The sequence below is a fragment of the Bernardetia sp. Wsw4-3y2 genome (assembly GCF_037126295.1).
Lineage (GTDB): Bacteria > Bacteroidota > Bacteroidia > Cytophagales > Bernardetiaceae > Bernardetia.
The window spans coordinates 4,469,298-4,483,640 of sequence record NZ_CP147017.1 but is presented as its reverse complement, the minus strand read 5'-3'; the positions used below and the strand labels follow the sequence as shown (position 1 = coordinate 4,483,640).

Genomic DNA, 14,343 nt, shown 5'->3' with positions numbered 1-14,343 from the left:
GTATTTACATCCTACAAACGACTATTTTTCAAAATAGTTATTACTTCTTCGTCTGTTGTATCTCCAAAAACACCATAAAAATCTTCGACATCTCTGAAAGATTGAAAAGGTAAAAAACTAATTATTTCATCTACTTCTTTTTCTAAATAGTCTTTTCCGTTCAGACTTGATATAGGTACTGCCAAAATTATTTTTTTGGGTTGTGCTTTTTGTAAGCTCATAATTGTAGCCTTCAATGTTACTCCCATAGCTATTCCATCATCAACTACTATCACCGTTTTTCCTTTGATAGTTTGCTCTTTTTGATACTCTCTAAATTTATTTTTTCGTCTTTGCAATTCATCCAATTCTTCCTCTATAATTTCTTTAAAATCATCTGCAATTAATCCTTGTTTTGTCAAAACAGTTTCTTTAATACTACTTCTCCCATTTGTGTTATTGCTCCTGCGCCCAATTCTCTATTATTTGGACAGCCTATTTTTCTAACAACAATAAAATCTAAGGGTAATTCTAAAATTTTTGCGACCTCACTAGCTACCACTAAACCACCTCTTACGACACCAATAACGATAGTATCACTACTTTTTTGATAGTCGATAAGTTTATGAGCTAATTTTTGACCTGCATCTGTTCTGTCTTGAAAGTCTGGCATTTTTATTTAGGTTTATTGAAATTATAGGGTGTGTTCATAAAAACTTTGTCAGTAGTTTTTTTGGTAATCCAAAATAACTCTGACAATAGTTTGATGCAAAAGTGCTTGTTTTTTAACTATTGACAGCCTTGTAAAAGAACTATCAAAGTTAAAAGTTTTCAATCTAAAATCTAAGCAGAAACTCCCTCTCCCTTAATCTCCAAAATGGCATTATAAACCCTTTCAATCATTTCTTTAGAAATATCCAAATGTGTAACAATTCTGAGCCATTCTTTTCCAAAATTAGAAACTAAAACACCTTTTTTAGCTAGTTCATTTTTGAACTTTTCAGATGTGTAATTTGATTCTATTCTAAACAAAACAATATTTGTTCCTTCAAAAATTACTTCTTCTACTAGCTTATTTTGTTTTAAAGATTCAGTAATTTTACCAGCATTCTGATTGTCTTCTTTTAGTTTTTCTATATTGTTATCCAAGGCATAAATTCCTGCTGCTGCCAAAAAACCAGACTGACGCATTCCTCCACCCAAAACTTTTCGCACTCGTTTTGCTTGATGAATAAGTTCTTTGTTTGCCACCAAAACCGAACCCACAGGCGCACCCAATCCCTTCGAAAGACAAACCGAAATGGTATCAAAATACTGTCCTAGTTCTTTTGCAGATTGATTTCTATAAACTAAAGCATTAAAGATTCTAGCTCCGTCTAAGTGAAGTTTCAAATTATTCTTTTTACATAATTCTGAAATGGCTTTTATTTCTTCCAATTTATACGAACTTCCACCTGCTTTATTGACTGTATTTTCTAACGCCACTACTCTTGAACGAGGAAAATGAATATCATCAGGCATAATAACTTCTTCAATCATTTTGGGAGTCAGAATTCCTTTTTCGCCTTGTAAAAGTCTGACGGAACAAAGTGAGTTATACGCAATTCCTCCTCCTTCATACTGATAAATATGTGAACGGATATCACAAATAATATCATCTTGAGGCTGGGTTAAGATTTTAAGAGCAATCTGATTGGTCATTGTTCCCGAAGGACAAAAAAGAGCTGCTTCATGTCCAAATAAATCGGCTGCTTTTGCCTCTAATTCTTTCACAGTTGGATCTTCATCCCAAACATCATCGCCTACTTTTGCATTCATCATGGCTTCTTTCATTTCTAACGAAGGAAGTGTAAAAGTATCACTTCGAAGGTCTATATTTTTATTATTCATAATAATTTAAAAAGGTATTATAAAAAAGTATGCTTAATTTTTGATTTAAAATTTTTGTCCTAAAACAGTAACTAAAGGTGCATTTTTGAGACGTTCTTTAATAAAATCAATGTCTTTACAATAAATTGTATTATGATTTCCAAGTGATTCTATTTTTTTGAGTTCTCTTTTTATAGGGTCGTAAGAATAAGGTTTATACCCCCAATTTTCTAATTTTTGATGAATTTTTGCTTCATCATATCCATATCTATCTCCAGAACCATTGAGTTCGATAATAATTGCTTTTTGTAAAGGAGATGAAAAAATAGTTTCTCCTCCATTTATAACTTCAGTTTCAAATCCTTCTACATCAATTTTTACCAAAATAGGAATCCTTGTAGCTACATCATCCACTTTTTCAATCGGAACATCAATTCTTTGGTCTTGTGGGGTTTCTTCTGTCGCTACATGATTTATGGTATCTAAAGACTTTGTAAATTGTAAAACACCTTTTTTACTTCCCAAACCAATATTTAAAGCTGTTGCTTTATTTGCTAAGTTATTTACTTGAATATTTTTTTGAAGTTTTTGATAAGTCGTCGGAATAGGTTCTATACTTGTTGTTTGCGTTCCGATTACTCCTGCTGCCAAAACGGTATAACTACCAATATTTGCCCCAATGTCCATAAAATAATCCCCATTTTCATCTTTTGTGTTTCTGAGAAAATGAAGCAAAAACCCCATATCATTAAACTCGTGCAGTCCTGTATAAATATTTCCTGTTGCACCCGTCATTCCATTTTGAGCAGCTAATTTTGTATTTTCTACAAAAGGTACAATATGAATCCCTTTATCTAATCTTGATTGAAATTGCCACTTGAAATACCTAAAAATAGCTGATAGTTTTTGATTTTGGGTAAGTGGGTGTGAGGTAATATGTTTTAGGGTAATAGATAATGACATAATAAGGGGTATTGATAAAATCCAGTAAGGAATATATGTTTTTATAAAACTGTTAGTCAAAACAACTTGTTAAGCAAAGATACTAGAAAGCTATTAATTTAATCTAAAGGAACTTAAAGTAAATTATGAGTTTTGCTAAATTTTTAATCAATTCACTAAAAACACTCGTTTTACTATGAAATTTGCTACTAAAGCCATACACGCAGGCATAGAACCAGACCCGAGCACAGGAGCTATCATGACTCCCATTTTTCAAACTTCTACTTTTGCACAACCTACCGTTGGTCAGAATAAAGGCTTTGAGTATGCACGCTCATCAAATCCTACTCGTCAAACGTTAGAAAAATCATTTGCAGCCTTAGAAGAAGCCAAACATGGTTTTGCTTTTTCTTCTGGGATGGCTGCCATAGATACAGTTATGAAACTTTTAAAACCTAATGATGAAGTTATCTGTGGACAAGATATTTATGGTGGTTCGTACCGTTTGTTTGTAAAAGTTTATGAAGAAATTGGAATCAAATTTCATTTTATAGATATGCAAGATGAAGAAGTAGTAAAAAATACCTTGAATTCCCAAACTAAGATGATTTGGATAGAAACGCCTTCAAACCCACTCTTGCAAATCGTCGATATCGAAAAAATGATTACCATAGCAAAAGAAAATAATCTTATTTCAGTAGTTGATAATACATTTGCTACACCTTACTTACAAAATCCAATAATTATGGGGGCAGATATTGCTATGCACTCAGCAACAAAATATTTGGGTGGGCATTCCGACGTTGTGATGGGAGCTTTGATGCTCAATGATGATAAACTGGCAGAACGCATTTATTTTATTCAAAAATCGTGTGGTGCTGTTCCTTCACCTTTTGATTGTTTTTTGGTTCTTCGTGGTATCAAAACGCTTCATTTGCGAGTAGATGCAAGCTGTCGAAACGCTACAAAAATTGCTGATTTTTTGGTAAATCACGAAAAAGTTGAGAATGTATATTTTGCAGGATTAAAAACTCACAAAGGACACGAACTTGCAAAAAAACAAATGCGTCAGTTTGGAGGAATGATTTCATTTGATTTAAAAAACGACACACAAGAAAATGCGTCTATTTTTTTAGAAAATACGAAGATTTTTGTTTTAGCTGAGTCATTAGGAGGCGTTGAATCCTTGGCTTGTTATCCTGCTATGATGACCCATGCTAGCATTCCTGTCGAAAAAAGACACGAAATTGGCATTACAGATTCACTAATTCGTTTGAGTGTGGGTTGTGAAGATGTAGACGATTTGATTGAAGATTTGGAAGAGGCACTAACTAAAGTAACACTTCAAAAATAAAAGCATAAAAAAACCGTTTTTATAATTTAATATAAAAACGGTTATCAGTATAAAACCGAACACTTGCAGAGAAAGAGGGATTCGAACCCCCGGTACCTCACGGTACAATGGTTTTCAAGACCACCGCATTCGACCACTCTGCCATTTCTCTAAATGAAGAAGTCTTACAAATTAATATAAAACTCTTGTGGTGTTTCTCTCAATGAGGATACAAATGTACAACACTTTTTTTTATTATGCAACTATTTTTTTTTGTATTTGGTGTTTTTTTCATTTTTATTGCTCTCTAAATTTGTATCTATGTTGTGATACAGAACAACAATTTACTTTTTACATTCTGTCTGTAATTATCAAACTATAAACATAAAAAAAGCTGTTTTTATAAATTAATATAAAAACAGCTTTAACACTTGCAGAGAAAGAGGGATTCGAACCCCCGGTACCTCACGGTACAATGGTTTTCAAGACCACCGCATTCGACCACTCTGCCATTTCTCTAAATGAAGAAGTCTTACAAATTAATATAAAACTCTTGTGGTGTTGCCCTTAAGACGATACAAATGTACCACCCTTTTTTTTATTATACAACACAGTAACTAAAGTTTTTTCAAAAAAGTTCGCCTCCTTTCTCTTTTTTAAATAAAATCAATTGACTTTCAACATGTTACTTATTTATTTTTTTTCTTAAAAAAATATCTTTTTTTAAATATGCTTCTGCATTCTTGATATTCGACTATTATAAAACCTTTCTTTATTAAAAAATCATTAATTAAATTTATCCTAAAATTGCCTTCACAGATTAAATTCTTATCTTTGAAGTACAAGAATTCAATTCTCATTTCTATTTCATCTAAACAAGTCATCTTTTAGTTAGATTATGTTTAGAAGACAAAACTTATTTTGAATTCCATTCTAAAGAAATTTTAGTAATTTATAAATTACGCAAGTTAAAAATAAAAACACAAAAGCAAACCACATAAAATAATACGTTCTTATGGCTGAAATCCTTATTATGCCACGCCTTACCGATACGATGGAAGAAGGCGTTGTAGCAAGCATACTCGTAAAAGAAGGCGACACAATAAAGTCAGGCGACCTTTTGGCAGAAATTGAAACTGATAAAGCAACGATGGAATGGGAAAGCTTCGTCGATGGTGAAGTTTTATATATTGGCGTAAATGAAGGCGATGGTGTTCCTGTAAATGACCCCGTTTTGATTTTAGGCAAAAAAGGAGAAGACATTTCAGACTTAAAAGCAAAGTTTGGACAAAGTGGAGAAAATAAAAACGATTCTTCTGAATCTAAAAAAGAAGAAACGAAAGAAGAGCCAAAACAGGAAGCAAAACAATCCGAATCTAAAAAAGAAGTAGAACAACCAAAACAACAAAAATCTACTACTAAAAAAGTAGATACTTCTTCTATTAAAGCTGTTGTACTTCGCATGCGAAAAATGACAGACACCATGGAAGAAGGTGTGTTGGCTTCTTGGCTTGTAAAAGTAGGCGACAAACTCAAATCGGGTGATGTTATAGCTGAAGTAGAAACAGATAAAGCAACCATGGACTTTGATATTTATGATGATGGTGAAGTTCTTTATTTAGCAGCAGAAGAAGGTGATAGCGTACCAATTGATGCACCTATTGCCGTTATTGGAGAAAAAGGAGCAGATTACCAAGCACTTTTAGATGCTGAAAGTGGATCAAGTAGTTCGGATTCTAATAATGAAAAAGAAGAAGAAAAAGCAGAAACAAAAGAAGAAGAAAAATCGGCTTCTATGTCTTCTGCAAGTAATAATAATTCTTCAAATGGAAGTTCAGAAGGACGTATCTTTATTTCTCCTTTAGCTAAAAAAATGGCAGAAGAAAATGGATATGATATTAACCAAATAGAAGGAAGTGGAGAAAATGGTAGAATTACCAAAAAAGATATAGAAAACTTTACTCCTCAAAAAGCTACAAAAACAGAAACAAAACAAGTTTCTGAAACGCAGTCTAGTCAATCTAATGGACAACAAGCTCAAAAAGCAGCTCCAGCTTTTGCACAAGAAGGCACACAAGACGAGAAAGTTTCACAAATGCGTAAAGCAATTGCAAAGAGTCTTTCGGCTAGTAAATTTACAGCTCCTCATTTTTATCTGACTATTGCTGTAAATATGGATAAAGCCATCGAAACACGCAAAATGTTGAATGGGCTTTCTGATACAAAAATTTCGTTTAATGATATTGTTATCAAATCAACAGCCTTAGCACTCAAAAAACATCCAGCTATCAATGCCTCTTGGCAAGGTGATACAATTCGTTATTATGATAATGTTCATATGGGCGTTGCTGTGGCAGTAGATGAAGGTTTGTTAGTTCCTGTGGTTCGTTTTGCAGAAATGAAAACACTTTCTCAAATCAATACAGAAGTAAAAGATTTTGCAGGAAAAGCAAAAGACAAAAAATTACAACCTTCAGATTGGGAAGGAAGTACATTTACAATTTCTAATTTGGGAATGTTTGGAATTGAAGAATTTACAGCTATCATCAATGCGCCAAATGCGTGTATTTTGGCTGTCGGTGCAATTACTCAACAACCTATTGTTAAAGATGGTGAAATTGTAGTTGGAAATATCATGAAGATGACACTTTCTTGTGATCATAGAGTTGTAGATGGTGCAGTTGGTGCAGCATTTTTACAAACCCTAAAGGAATTTATGGAAAATCCTTTGAAAATGTTAGTATAATGTTTTGAAAAATTATTCTTCATCAAAAATGAAAAAATAATAGAAAAGCCTTTACAGATTTTTGTAAAGGCTTTTTTTGTAGTTGAATATTATTTTATCTCTAATAATTCTATCAAATTGATATGATTATTTTTTATCTTTATAAAATTCTCGTTTATCATTTTTTACACTTCCTTCATAAATTTCAAAACGCATAAAACGGCATTCTAATGAGCCATTAAACATTTTTAATTTTGGTTTGGATGAAAGACCAATATGTTTTGCAGCATCCATATTTGAAGTAATAATCCACGCTGTATAACCTGCCCAGTTTTGTTTTAGGGTATCTCCAATTTCGGCATAAAAAGCATTTATATCTTCATCTTTGTCCATTCGTTCTCCATAAGGAGGGTTTATGATGATTACACCTTTATCTGCTTTTCGTCTTTTAAACCACGATTTTCCTTGTTCCTTTTCTTCTTCTTGTTTTTCTTCTTCCGTTTTAATTGTTTCTTCTTTCTCTTCTATTGGTGGTGGCATCAAATCTTGAAAAGCAATATCTTTTAGATGAATATATTTTTTTAGATTGGCTTCAGCGATATTTGCAGCAGCTTTACGAGCTACATTTTTCGAAATTTCTCCTGCCAAAATATAAGGCATATTTTCAGTATTTACTTTTTCCATTTCTTCATCAAATACTTCTTCCCACAAATCAGCATCAAAATTTGACCATTTCTCAAACCCAAAAAGAGGACGGAAAGAACCTGCTGGAATATTGGCTGCCATTAACGCAGCTTCGATAGAAAGTGTTGCCGAACCACACATAGGATCTACAAAATCACTTTTTTTATCCCATTTGGAAAGCATAATAAGTCCTGCTGCCAAAACTTCATTCATTGGGGCAAGATTAGTTTTGTCTCTGTAACCACGCTTATAAAGTGGGTCTCCAGAACTATTGAGCATTACCATACAAACATTATTTTTGATATAGACCTGAATTCTCAAATCAGGATTCATAATATCAACCGACGGACGTTTGTCGTATTTTTCTCTAAATTTATCTACAATAGCATCTTTTGTTTTTTGTTCGATATAGCGAGAATGCGTAAATATATTTGTACTGAGTGTACAATTAATAGCTAATGTTTCTTCAATAGACAAATACTTTTCCCAGTCTATATTTTTTATCTTGTCATATAAATCATGTTCGTCTTTGACTTCAAACTCTGCAATTGGAACAAGCACACGCAGAGCAGTTCTGAGACACAAATTTGCCTTATACATCATTCTCAAATCGCCTTCAAAACTTACAGCACGATTATTTAATTGGACATTTTTTGCACCTAAATCTTTTATTTCTTGAAATAAAATTTCATCTAATCCAAACATAGTTTGGGCTGTCATTTGGAAGGTCTTGTTGAGCATTTTTTTATATTTTATGTCATTGGTTAGGACACCAACAACGGCGAAAAAGCGATATTTAGCAAATCATTTTAATAAATAAAATTCAAAGATAAAGTCTTTTTTTGAACGGAACTAAAAAATGCCCTAAAAACTTGCTTTCTAAGGCGTTTTTACTTTTATGAAATATTGAAAGATTAATCTTTAAAAGTAATTCTGATAAACTGATATTTCTTTTTTCGTTTGGCAAACAAAATCATTTCATTTTTTGAAACCTGTACAGACACTTTTGGACGTACAATTTCTTCTTTTTTAGGTGTATTTAATAAACTTATTCGATTTTGTTTTCCATTACTATCTACTGTATTTAGAGCTACAGCAAGATTTTTATAACTAAACGAATATACTTTTCCTTCTTTGAGGCTTTTGTCATAAATATTTCTAGCGTTATCATTAAAAACAAAATGAAGTTTGTCTCCTACAATAGCTAATGTATAAGAAGAATAATATCCTCCATCATTTACTGTTGTTTGTCTTTTAGGAACTTTGTGCGCCCAGTCTATTTCTCCAGCAGGCGAAATACTGATAACAATAATATCGTGATAATTGTAGTAATAATTAGTTCTAGAGCTTACCTGTCCATTTGCGCCAGTAGTTCGGATGGTAGATTCACGAATATAAAATTGCTCTCCTACAAGTACAGCTCCTCCATCCTCTTTCAGGATAATGTTATTCAAATCATATTCATAGAGTTCGACATCTTTTCCTTTGTCTGCTTTTTTCTTTGTTTTCTTCTTTTGTTTTTCGCTCATATCTTGAGTGATAAAGTCAAGCCCAAACTCTTTAAAACTCTTTGTTTTGATTTGTTTGCTTTCACTATCTATTGTTAGAAAATAACTTCCCTCAATACTGAAAGTTCCTACATTAGAATAAAAACCAGCACAAATTAAATTAGAATTATCAGCAATAGCAAGTTGCATATCAGTCAAAAACTTATCTTTTACAACTACATCATATTCTTTTAATGTTTTTCCTTCGTCTGTATAGCTCAAAATTTTATACGAATAATTTGGCTTTCCTGCTCGTTTTGTTCTAGCTTTTTCTTTATAAAGAATACTCAAAAGATGTACATTTCCTTTTTTGTCAATCTTATAATCTGTTACTCCCAATAGCTTATCTTCGTAAGGAAGTATAACATTTTTTGACCAAAGTAGATTCATATCATTATCAAATACATGAAAACCAAACTTTTCATTTTCTTTTTTCTCATAAGGAAGTTGATAATAAACCAATATTTTGGAGGTATCTCTAGCTACTGAAAAACTAAACGAACCACTATTTCGACTTCTATTTCCTTCAAAAGAAATTTGAGCAATTTGCTTTTTTTGCCCTTTAAATTTCAAACTTTTACTGTCTATTTGTTGAACAAAAAGCGTTTTTTCTTTTGTTTTTTTATCTAGAAGCTGTGAGAATAGATATAAATTTCCATTCAATTGACTAATCCTAACCAATGTATAATCGTCTTCTAATTCTAATTTTTCAGACTTAATTTGATTGAGATTAATATCATAATGTTCAAGATAATTGTCAGTTCTAAAAAGACTTTTTGTTTCAAATTTTAGCAAATAGAATCCCGTTTTATCATAACCTATAATCGAACCTATTTCCCCTCTACGAGAAATAGAATATTCTTTTCCCATTTGCACACTTGCATACGCATTATTGTTGATTTGTCCAAAAACAGACAAGACACTAAAAGCAATAAGGAAAATACTGAGAATAAAACTAATCGAATATGTTTTCATTTTTTTTTGATAAAATAACTTGAAATAAGATAGAAAATAAATAATTTTAATTTAAAATAATCTAACAACAAAAATACCCTAAAAAAGCAACTTTTTAGGGTATTTCTTCATATAAAATATAATTTTTAATACTGCACCAATTTCTTTAATTTCTCAACAAAACGCTCATACGGCAAGAAATTTTTCTCTAATTCTGCACTAAATGGAACGGCTGTATCCAAACTTCCTTCACGCATAATTGGTGCATCAAGGTTTGTAAAGTGATGTTCTGCAATCCAAGCTGAAATTTCGCCACCAATTCCACCTGTTAGGCAGTCTTCGTGTAGAATAATTACTTTTCCTGTTTTCTTAACCGTTTCTGAAACAGCTTCTTTATCCCAAGGAAGTAATGTTCTTAAATCTAAAATTTCTAAAGAATAACTATCACCTAGTTCTTCGGCTGCTTTTCTAGCCCAATGAACTCCCATTCCGTAGGTAATGATACTTACATCTTCGCCTTCTGAAACTAGAGCAGCTTTTCCAATTGGAAGAGTATAATAATCATCATAAATATCTTCCGAAATAGCACGATAAAGAGCTTTATGTTCGAAGAAAATAACTGGGTTTGGATCTTCAATAGAAGCATTCAGAAGTCCTTTTGCATCATAAGGAGAAGATGGATAAACTACTTTTAATCCTGGGGTATGAGCAAACCACGCTTCATTTGACTGGGAATGAAAAGGTCCTGCTGCCACGCCTGCGCCAGTTGGCATACGAACCACCACATCAGCATTTTGTCCCCAACGATAATGCGATTTAGCTAAATTATTAATGATTTGATTGAATCCACAGGTAACAAAATCGGCAAACTGCATTTCCATGACGGCTTTCCAACCACGAATAGAAAGCCCCAAACTTGCTCCTACAATAGCAGACTCACAAAGAGGTGTATTTCTGACACGTTGCTTTCCAAACTGCTCAACAAAACCATCTGTAATTTTGAAAACTCCTCCATAATCAGCTACATCTTGCCCCATAATTGTCATTTTTGGATAGCGTTCCATACTCTGACGCAATGAATCCGAAATAGCATCGATTAAGCGTTTTTGAGTTTGGCTACTACTGATTGGTGCAATAAGTTCCTGTTCGTGAGGTGCATACATATCTGCTACTTCATCTTCAGTATTTGGAACAACTTTAGGCAATTCTAAGGCTGTATCTAATGCATTTTTTATGTTTTCAAAAAATTCTTCTCTTATTTCTTTTGTATTTTCTTCTGTCAGAATATTATTTTCTACTAAGAATTTTTCATAATTGGTAACTGGGTCTTTTTTCTCCCAAACCTCAAAAAGTTCTTTAGGAACATATTTTGTTCCTGATGCTTCTTCGTGTCCACGCATACGGAAAGTTATCATTTCTAATAAAACTGGATGTGGATTTTCACGCATCTCTTTAGCTAATGCCCTTACTGTTGAATAAACTTCTAAAATATTATTTCCATCTACCTGAACAGCTTTCATTCCATACCCAATTCCTTTATCGATAAATTGCTTACAACGAAACTGCTCATGACTTGGTGTAGAGAGTCCATACCCATTATTCTCTACAACAAAAATGGTAGGCAAATCCCAAACGGCTGCTACATTTAGAGCTTCATGAAAATCACCTTGCGAAGTACCACCATCACCTGTAAAAGTAACTGTAATACGCTTTTTGTTTTCCAAAACATCAGCTAAAGCAATTCCATTGGCAACTGTCAATTGAGGACCTAAATGCGAAATCATTCCGACAATATGATGTTCATTTGTTCCAAAATGGAAAGACCTATCTCTCCCTTTGGTAAAACCTTCTTTTTTTCCTTGAAACTGAGCAAAAAGTTTTTCTAGTTCTATTTTACGAGACGTAAAAAGACCTAAATTTCTGTGAAGTGGTAACAAATATTCATCTGTTTGTATGGCTTCTGCAATCCCTACAGAAATGGCTTCTTGTCCATACCCTGAAAACCATTTTGAAATTTTGCCTTGGCGAAGCGCAATTAGCATTCTATCCTCAATCAAACGAGGTTTTAAGAGGGCTTTATAAATATGAATAAGCTGCTCATCAGAAATATCTGTTCTATCAAAAATCATTTCTTCTTCTGAATATGATTTTCTGATTTCTGTTTTTTCGTCTTGAGAAACAGTAGGTTTTTCTTCTTCAATTTCTTGTTCGAAAATGGCTTCTGTTTTGATTTGTTCTTTGGTATCATTTACTGAATCTGTCAGTAACTCTACCTCAATTTCTTTTTTGTTTGTTGTGTGTTGTGGCGTTTGCATGTCTTCCTTTTCTATTGAATCTTGGTTTGAATCCTTTAAATAAGTATTTTCCAACAACTCAGTTTCCATTTCTAATTCTTGTTGAATAGAACTGATTTTGTCTTCTAAGGACAAAGATATATCATTTAATTCTGTTTCGCTTGTAGTTTTTGGACTTCGTTCTTTTTCTTTATTTTCTTCCAAATTATTTTTTTCTTTTTTAGCGAATCCATTCAAGTGAGTTTTTGGCTTTGGCAAATCTTCTGAAAACTCTATATTTTTGAAAAAGTCTGTTTCTGTATCTTCTAATTCAATTTCTAGTTCTATTTCTTCTTTTATTTGTTTTATTTTTTCTTCTTTTGGCTCATTTTGTTTGTGCAGATTTTCCAACTCTTCTCTAAGGGCATTCATTTCATCTTCTGAAAAAGCATCATTTCTATCTAAAGGACTAGCAAAATCATTTGAATTTTTCTTGTTTTTTATTTCCTCTTGTTTTTCTTCTTTTGGCTCTTCTTCTTCAAGAATCATATCCAAAGGATTATTTGCCTTTTTGGTAGGAGTAGTATTGTGAGTTTCTATGATTTTGTTTTCTTTGTTTTCTTCCACCTTTTTTTCTGCTTTATTTTCTTCTACTTTATTTTCGTCAAAAAGCATATCTAAAGGACTAGATGTTTTTTTCTGAACAGTAGTTTTTTCTGTCTTAATTTCTTCTTCTTTTTGCTCTTCTTCTTCCAAAACCATATCCAAAGGGCTAAATGCTTTTTTCACAACAACTTTTTGATTCTCTTCTTGCTTTGCATCATTATCTTTATCTTTTTTTTCTTGCTCTTTTTTAGCTTTTGCTTCCTGTTCGGCTTTTAGTGCTAGTTCTAGTGGATTCATAGTCAGTTTTATTGAAAAGTGAGTTATTTGCTTGTGTTTCTTAGGACGGAAAAATAATTGACAATTTTATAAATTGACAATACATATTTTTTTTGGATACAATATTCATAGACAAAATTAAGTATAAAGTCACTCTAAATTTCAATGAATTTGTAGTCTATATTCTAAAATACGGATTTTTTTTGAAAAAAGTGTTTTGAAGGAGATAGATTTTCGATAAATATGCTTTAATACTATCTTTGATGGAATATTACAACGATAAAATTACAATCAAAATTTATTATTCTGATGTAAACTCGGAATTGAAAGCAACCTTTTTATTTGTTTATAGTCACTTTAAAAATGAACATTACTTAAATTAACCGTGATAACCTTTAATATTCCTTATTATTTACAAAAATGCCGTTGAGAGTATCGAAGGCAATCAAATAATAATCAAAGACAAGCAAATAGCAATCAGTAGAAAAAATACGCAAAAAATTATTAATGAAGTGACTCAAAATAGATTTTTGAAAAAATAAAAATAAGGAAACTATTGGCTTTCAAGTACACTAAAAGCGAATCAAGATAGATTAAAATTTATTGAATTATTTTTCCGATACTTAACTCTTGGTCATTAGGTATTTTGTATTCTTTACATTTTTGCTTTATAGTTTCGTATTCTTGAATAGAAATATCTATCCAATTTTGTGTTCCCAATAAATCATTAAAATAACGTTCGTCTATATTTTTCAAGAAAAATGCTTTTACTTCAAAATAAGAGCCATAGAGTGTATCTTGAGTAATTGTATCTATAGTTTGGGTTTGTATAAACTGTTTTTCAAAATAGTGCATATAAATTGTATCCTTGCAAAAGATAATATGTTTAGGCTCTTGGTCTTTTTTACCTTTCCATATTATTTCATCCTCTTTTAGATTGATTTTATATTTAAAGCTTTGTGTTGTGCCATAATTATGTTTTGTAAGCAAACCTATATGAGTAGTTTCTTTATTTGTCTTCTCTACTTCTAAGTATTTTCCGTTGTCTAAGGTTGTACTTTCTACTTTTATGCTTTCTTCAGAACGCTGCTCACAACTTACCAAAAATACAGCAACCATTATAAAAACTATACTACTTTTCATTTTCAGAAATTT

Annotated in this window: 10 protein-coding genes and 2 tRNA genes; 2 read left to right on the top strand and 10 right to left on the bottom strand. The window is 31.9% G+C overall.

Annotated features, from left to right (window positions below; all coding sequences use genetic code 11):
* Nucleotides 1-11: 11 nt before the first annotated feature.
* The 4 genes from V9L05_RS18715 to V9L05_RS18700 all read right to left on the bottom strand — a co-directional run bounded on the left by V9L05_RS18715 (nt 12) and on the right by V9L05_RS18700 (nt 2,811).
* Entirely contained in the window at nt 12-401 is a 390-nt protein-coding gene (locus tag V9L05_RS18715) for a phosphoribosyltransferase family protein (RefSeq protein WP_338813411.1), read from the bottom strand.
* Nucleotides 398-652, bottom strand: a complete 255-nt coding sequence (locus tag V9L05_RS18710) for a phosphoribosyltransferase family protein (RefSeq protein ID WP_338813410.1) — start codon at nt 650-652, stop codon at nt 398-400. Before V9L05_RS18710 ends, V9L05_RS18715 begins: the two co-directional genes overlap by 4 nt.
* A gap of 170 nt (nt 653-822) precedes the next feature.
* Nucleotides 823-1,869, bottom strand: coding sequence for a GntG family PLP-dependent aldolase (locus V9L05_RS18705; RefSeq protein ID WP_338813409.1), 1,047 nt, complete (start codon nt 1,867-1,869; stop codon nt 823-825).
* A 45-nt stretch (nt 1,870-1,914) separates the two neighbouring features.
* Entirely contained in the window at nt 1,915-2,811 is an 897-nt protein-coding gene (locus V9L05_RS18700; protein WP_338813408.1) for an FkbM family methyltransferase, read from the bottom strand.
* A 175-nt stretch (nt 2,812-2,986) separates the two neighbouring features.
* Here V9L05_RS18700 and V9L05_RS18695 point away from each other — a divergent pair, with 175 nt between their 5' ends.
* Complete coding sequence (locus V9L05_RS18695) at nt 2,987-4,144, top strand: cystathionine gamma-synthase (protein ID WP_338813407.1); 1,158 nt, start codon at nt 2,987-2,989, stop codon at nt 4,142-4,144.
* Between the two features lie 66 nt (nt 4,145-4,210).
* Here V9L05_RS18695 and V9L05_RS18690 read toward each other — a convergent pair.
* Both V9L05_RS18690 and V9L05_RS18685 read right to left on the bottom strand, forming a co-directional pair.
* Nucleotides 4,211-4,295, bottom strand: a tRNA-Ser gene (locus tag V9L05_RS18690).
* Between the two features lie 262 nt (nt 4,296-4,557).
* Nucleotides 4,558-4,642, bottom strand: a tRNA-Ser gene (locus tag V9L05_RS18685).
* Nucleotides 4,643-5,138: 496 nt separating this feature from the next.
* Here V9L05_RS18685 and V9L05_RS18680 point away from each other — a divergent pair.
* On the top strand, nt 5,139-6,869 hold the full coding sequence (locus V9L05_RS18680; RefSeq protein ID WP_338813405.1) for a pyruvate dehydrogenase complex dihydrolipoamide acetyltransferase: 1,731 nt from the start codon (nt 5,139-5,141) through the stop codon (nt 6,867-6,869).
* A 126-nt stretch (nt 6,870-6,995) separates the two neighbouring features.
* Here the strand turns inward: V9L05_RS18680 and V9L05_RS18675 are convergent, their stop codons facing one another.
* The 4 genes from V9L05_RS18675 to V9L05_RS18660 all read right to left on the bottom strand — a co-directional run bounded on the left by V9L05_RS18675 (nt 6,996) and on the right by V9L05_RS18660 (nt 14,331).
* The gene (locus V9L05_RS18675) at nt 6,996-8,273 is read right to left on the bottom strand and encodes a THUMP domain-containing protein (RefSeq protein ID WP_338813403.1); all 1,278 of its coding nucleotides are present in this window, start codon (nt 8,271-8,273) and stop codon (nt 6,996-6,998) included.
* A 173-nt stretch (nt 8,274-8,446) separates the two neighbouring features.
* On the bottom strand, nt 8,447-10,054 hold the full coding sequence (locus V9L05_RS18670) for a hypothetical protein (protein WP_338813401.1): 1,608 nt from the start codon (nt 10,052-10,054) through the stop codon (nt 8,447-8,449).
* Between the two features lie 125 nt (nt 10,055-10,179).
* A complete protein-coding gene (locus V9L05_RS18665) occupies nt 10,180-12,162 on the bottom strand; it encodes a dehydrogenase E1 component subunit alpha/beta (RefSeq protein ID WP_338794221.1) in 1,983 nt (660 codons plus the stop codon).
* Nucleotides 12,163-13,788: 1,626 nt separating this feature from the next.
* Nucleotides 13,789-14,331: a hypothetical protein gene (locus tag V9L05_RS18660; RefSeq protein WP_338813400.1), complete on the bottom strand. Its 543-nt coding sequence runs from the start codon at nt 14,329-14,331 to the stop codon at nt 13,789-13,791.
* Nucleotides 14,332-14,343: the final 12 nt, after the last annotated feature.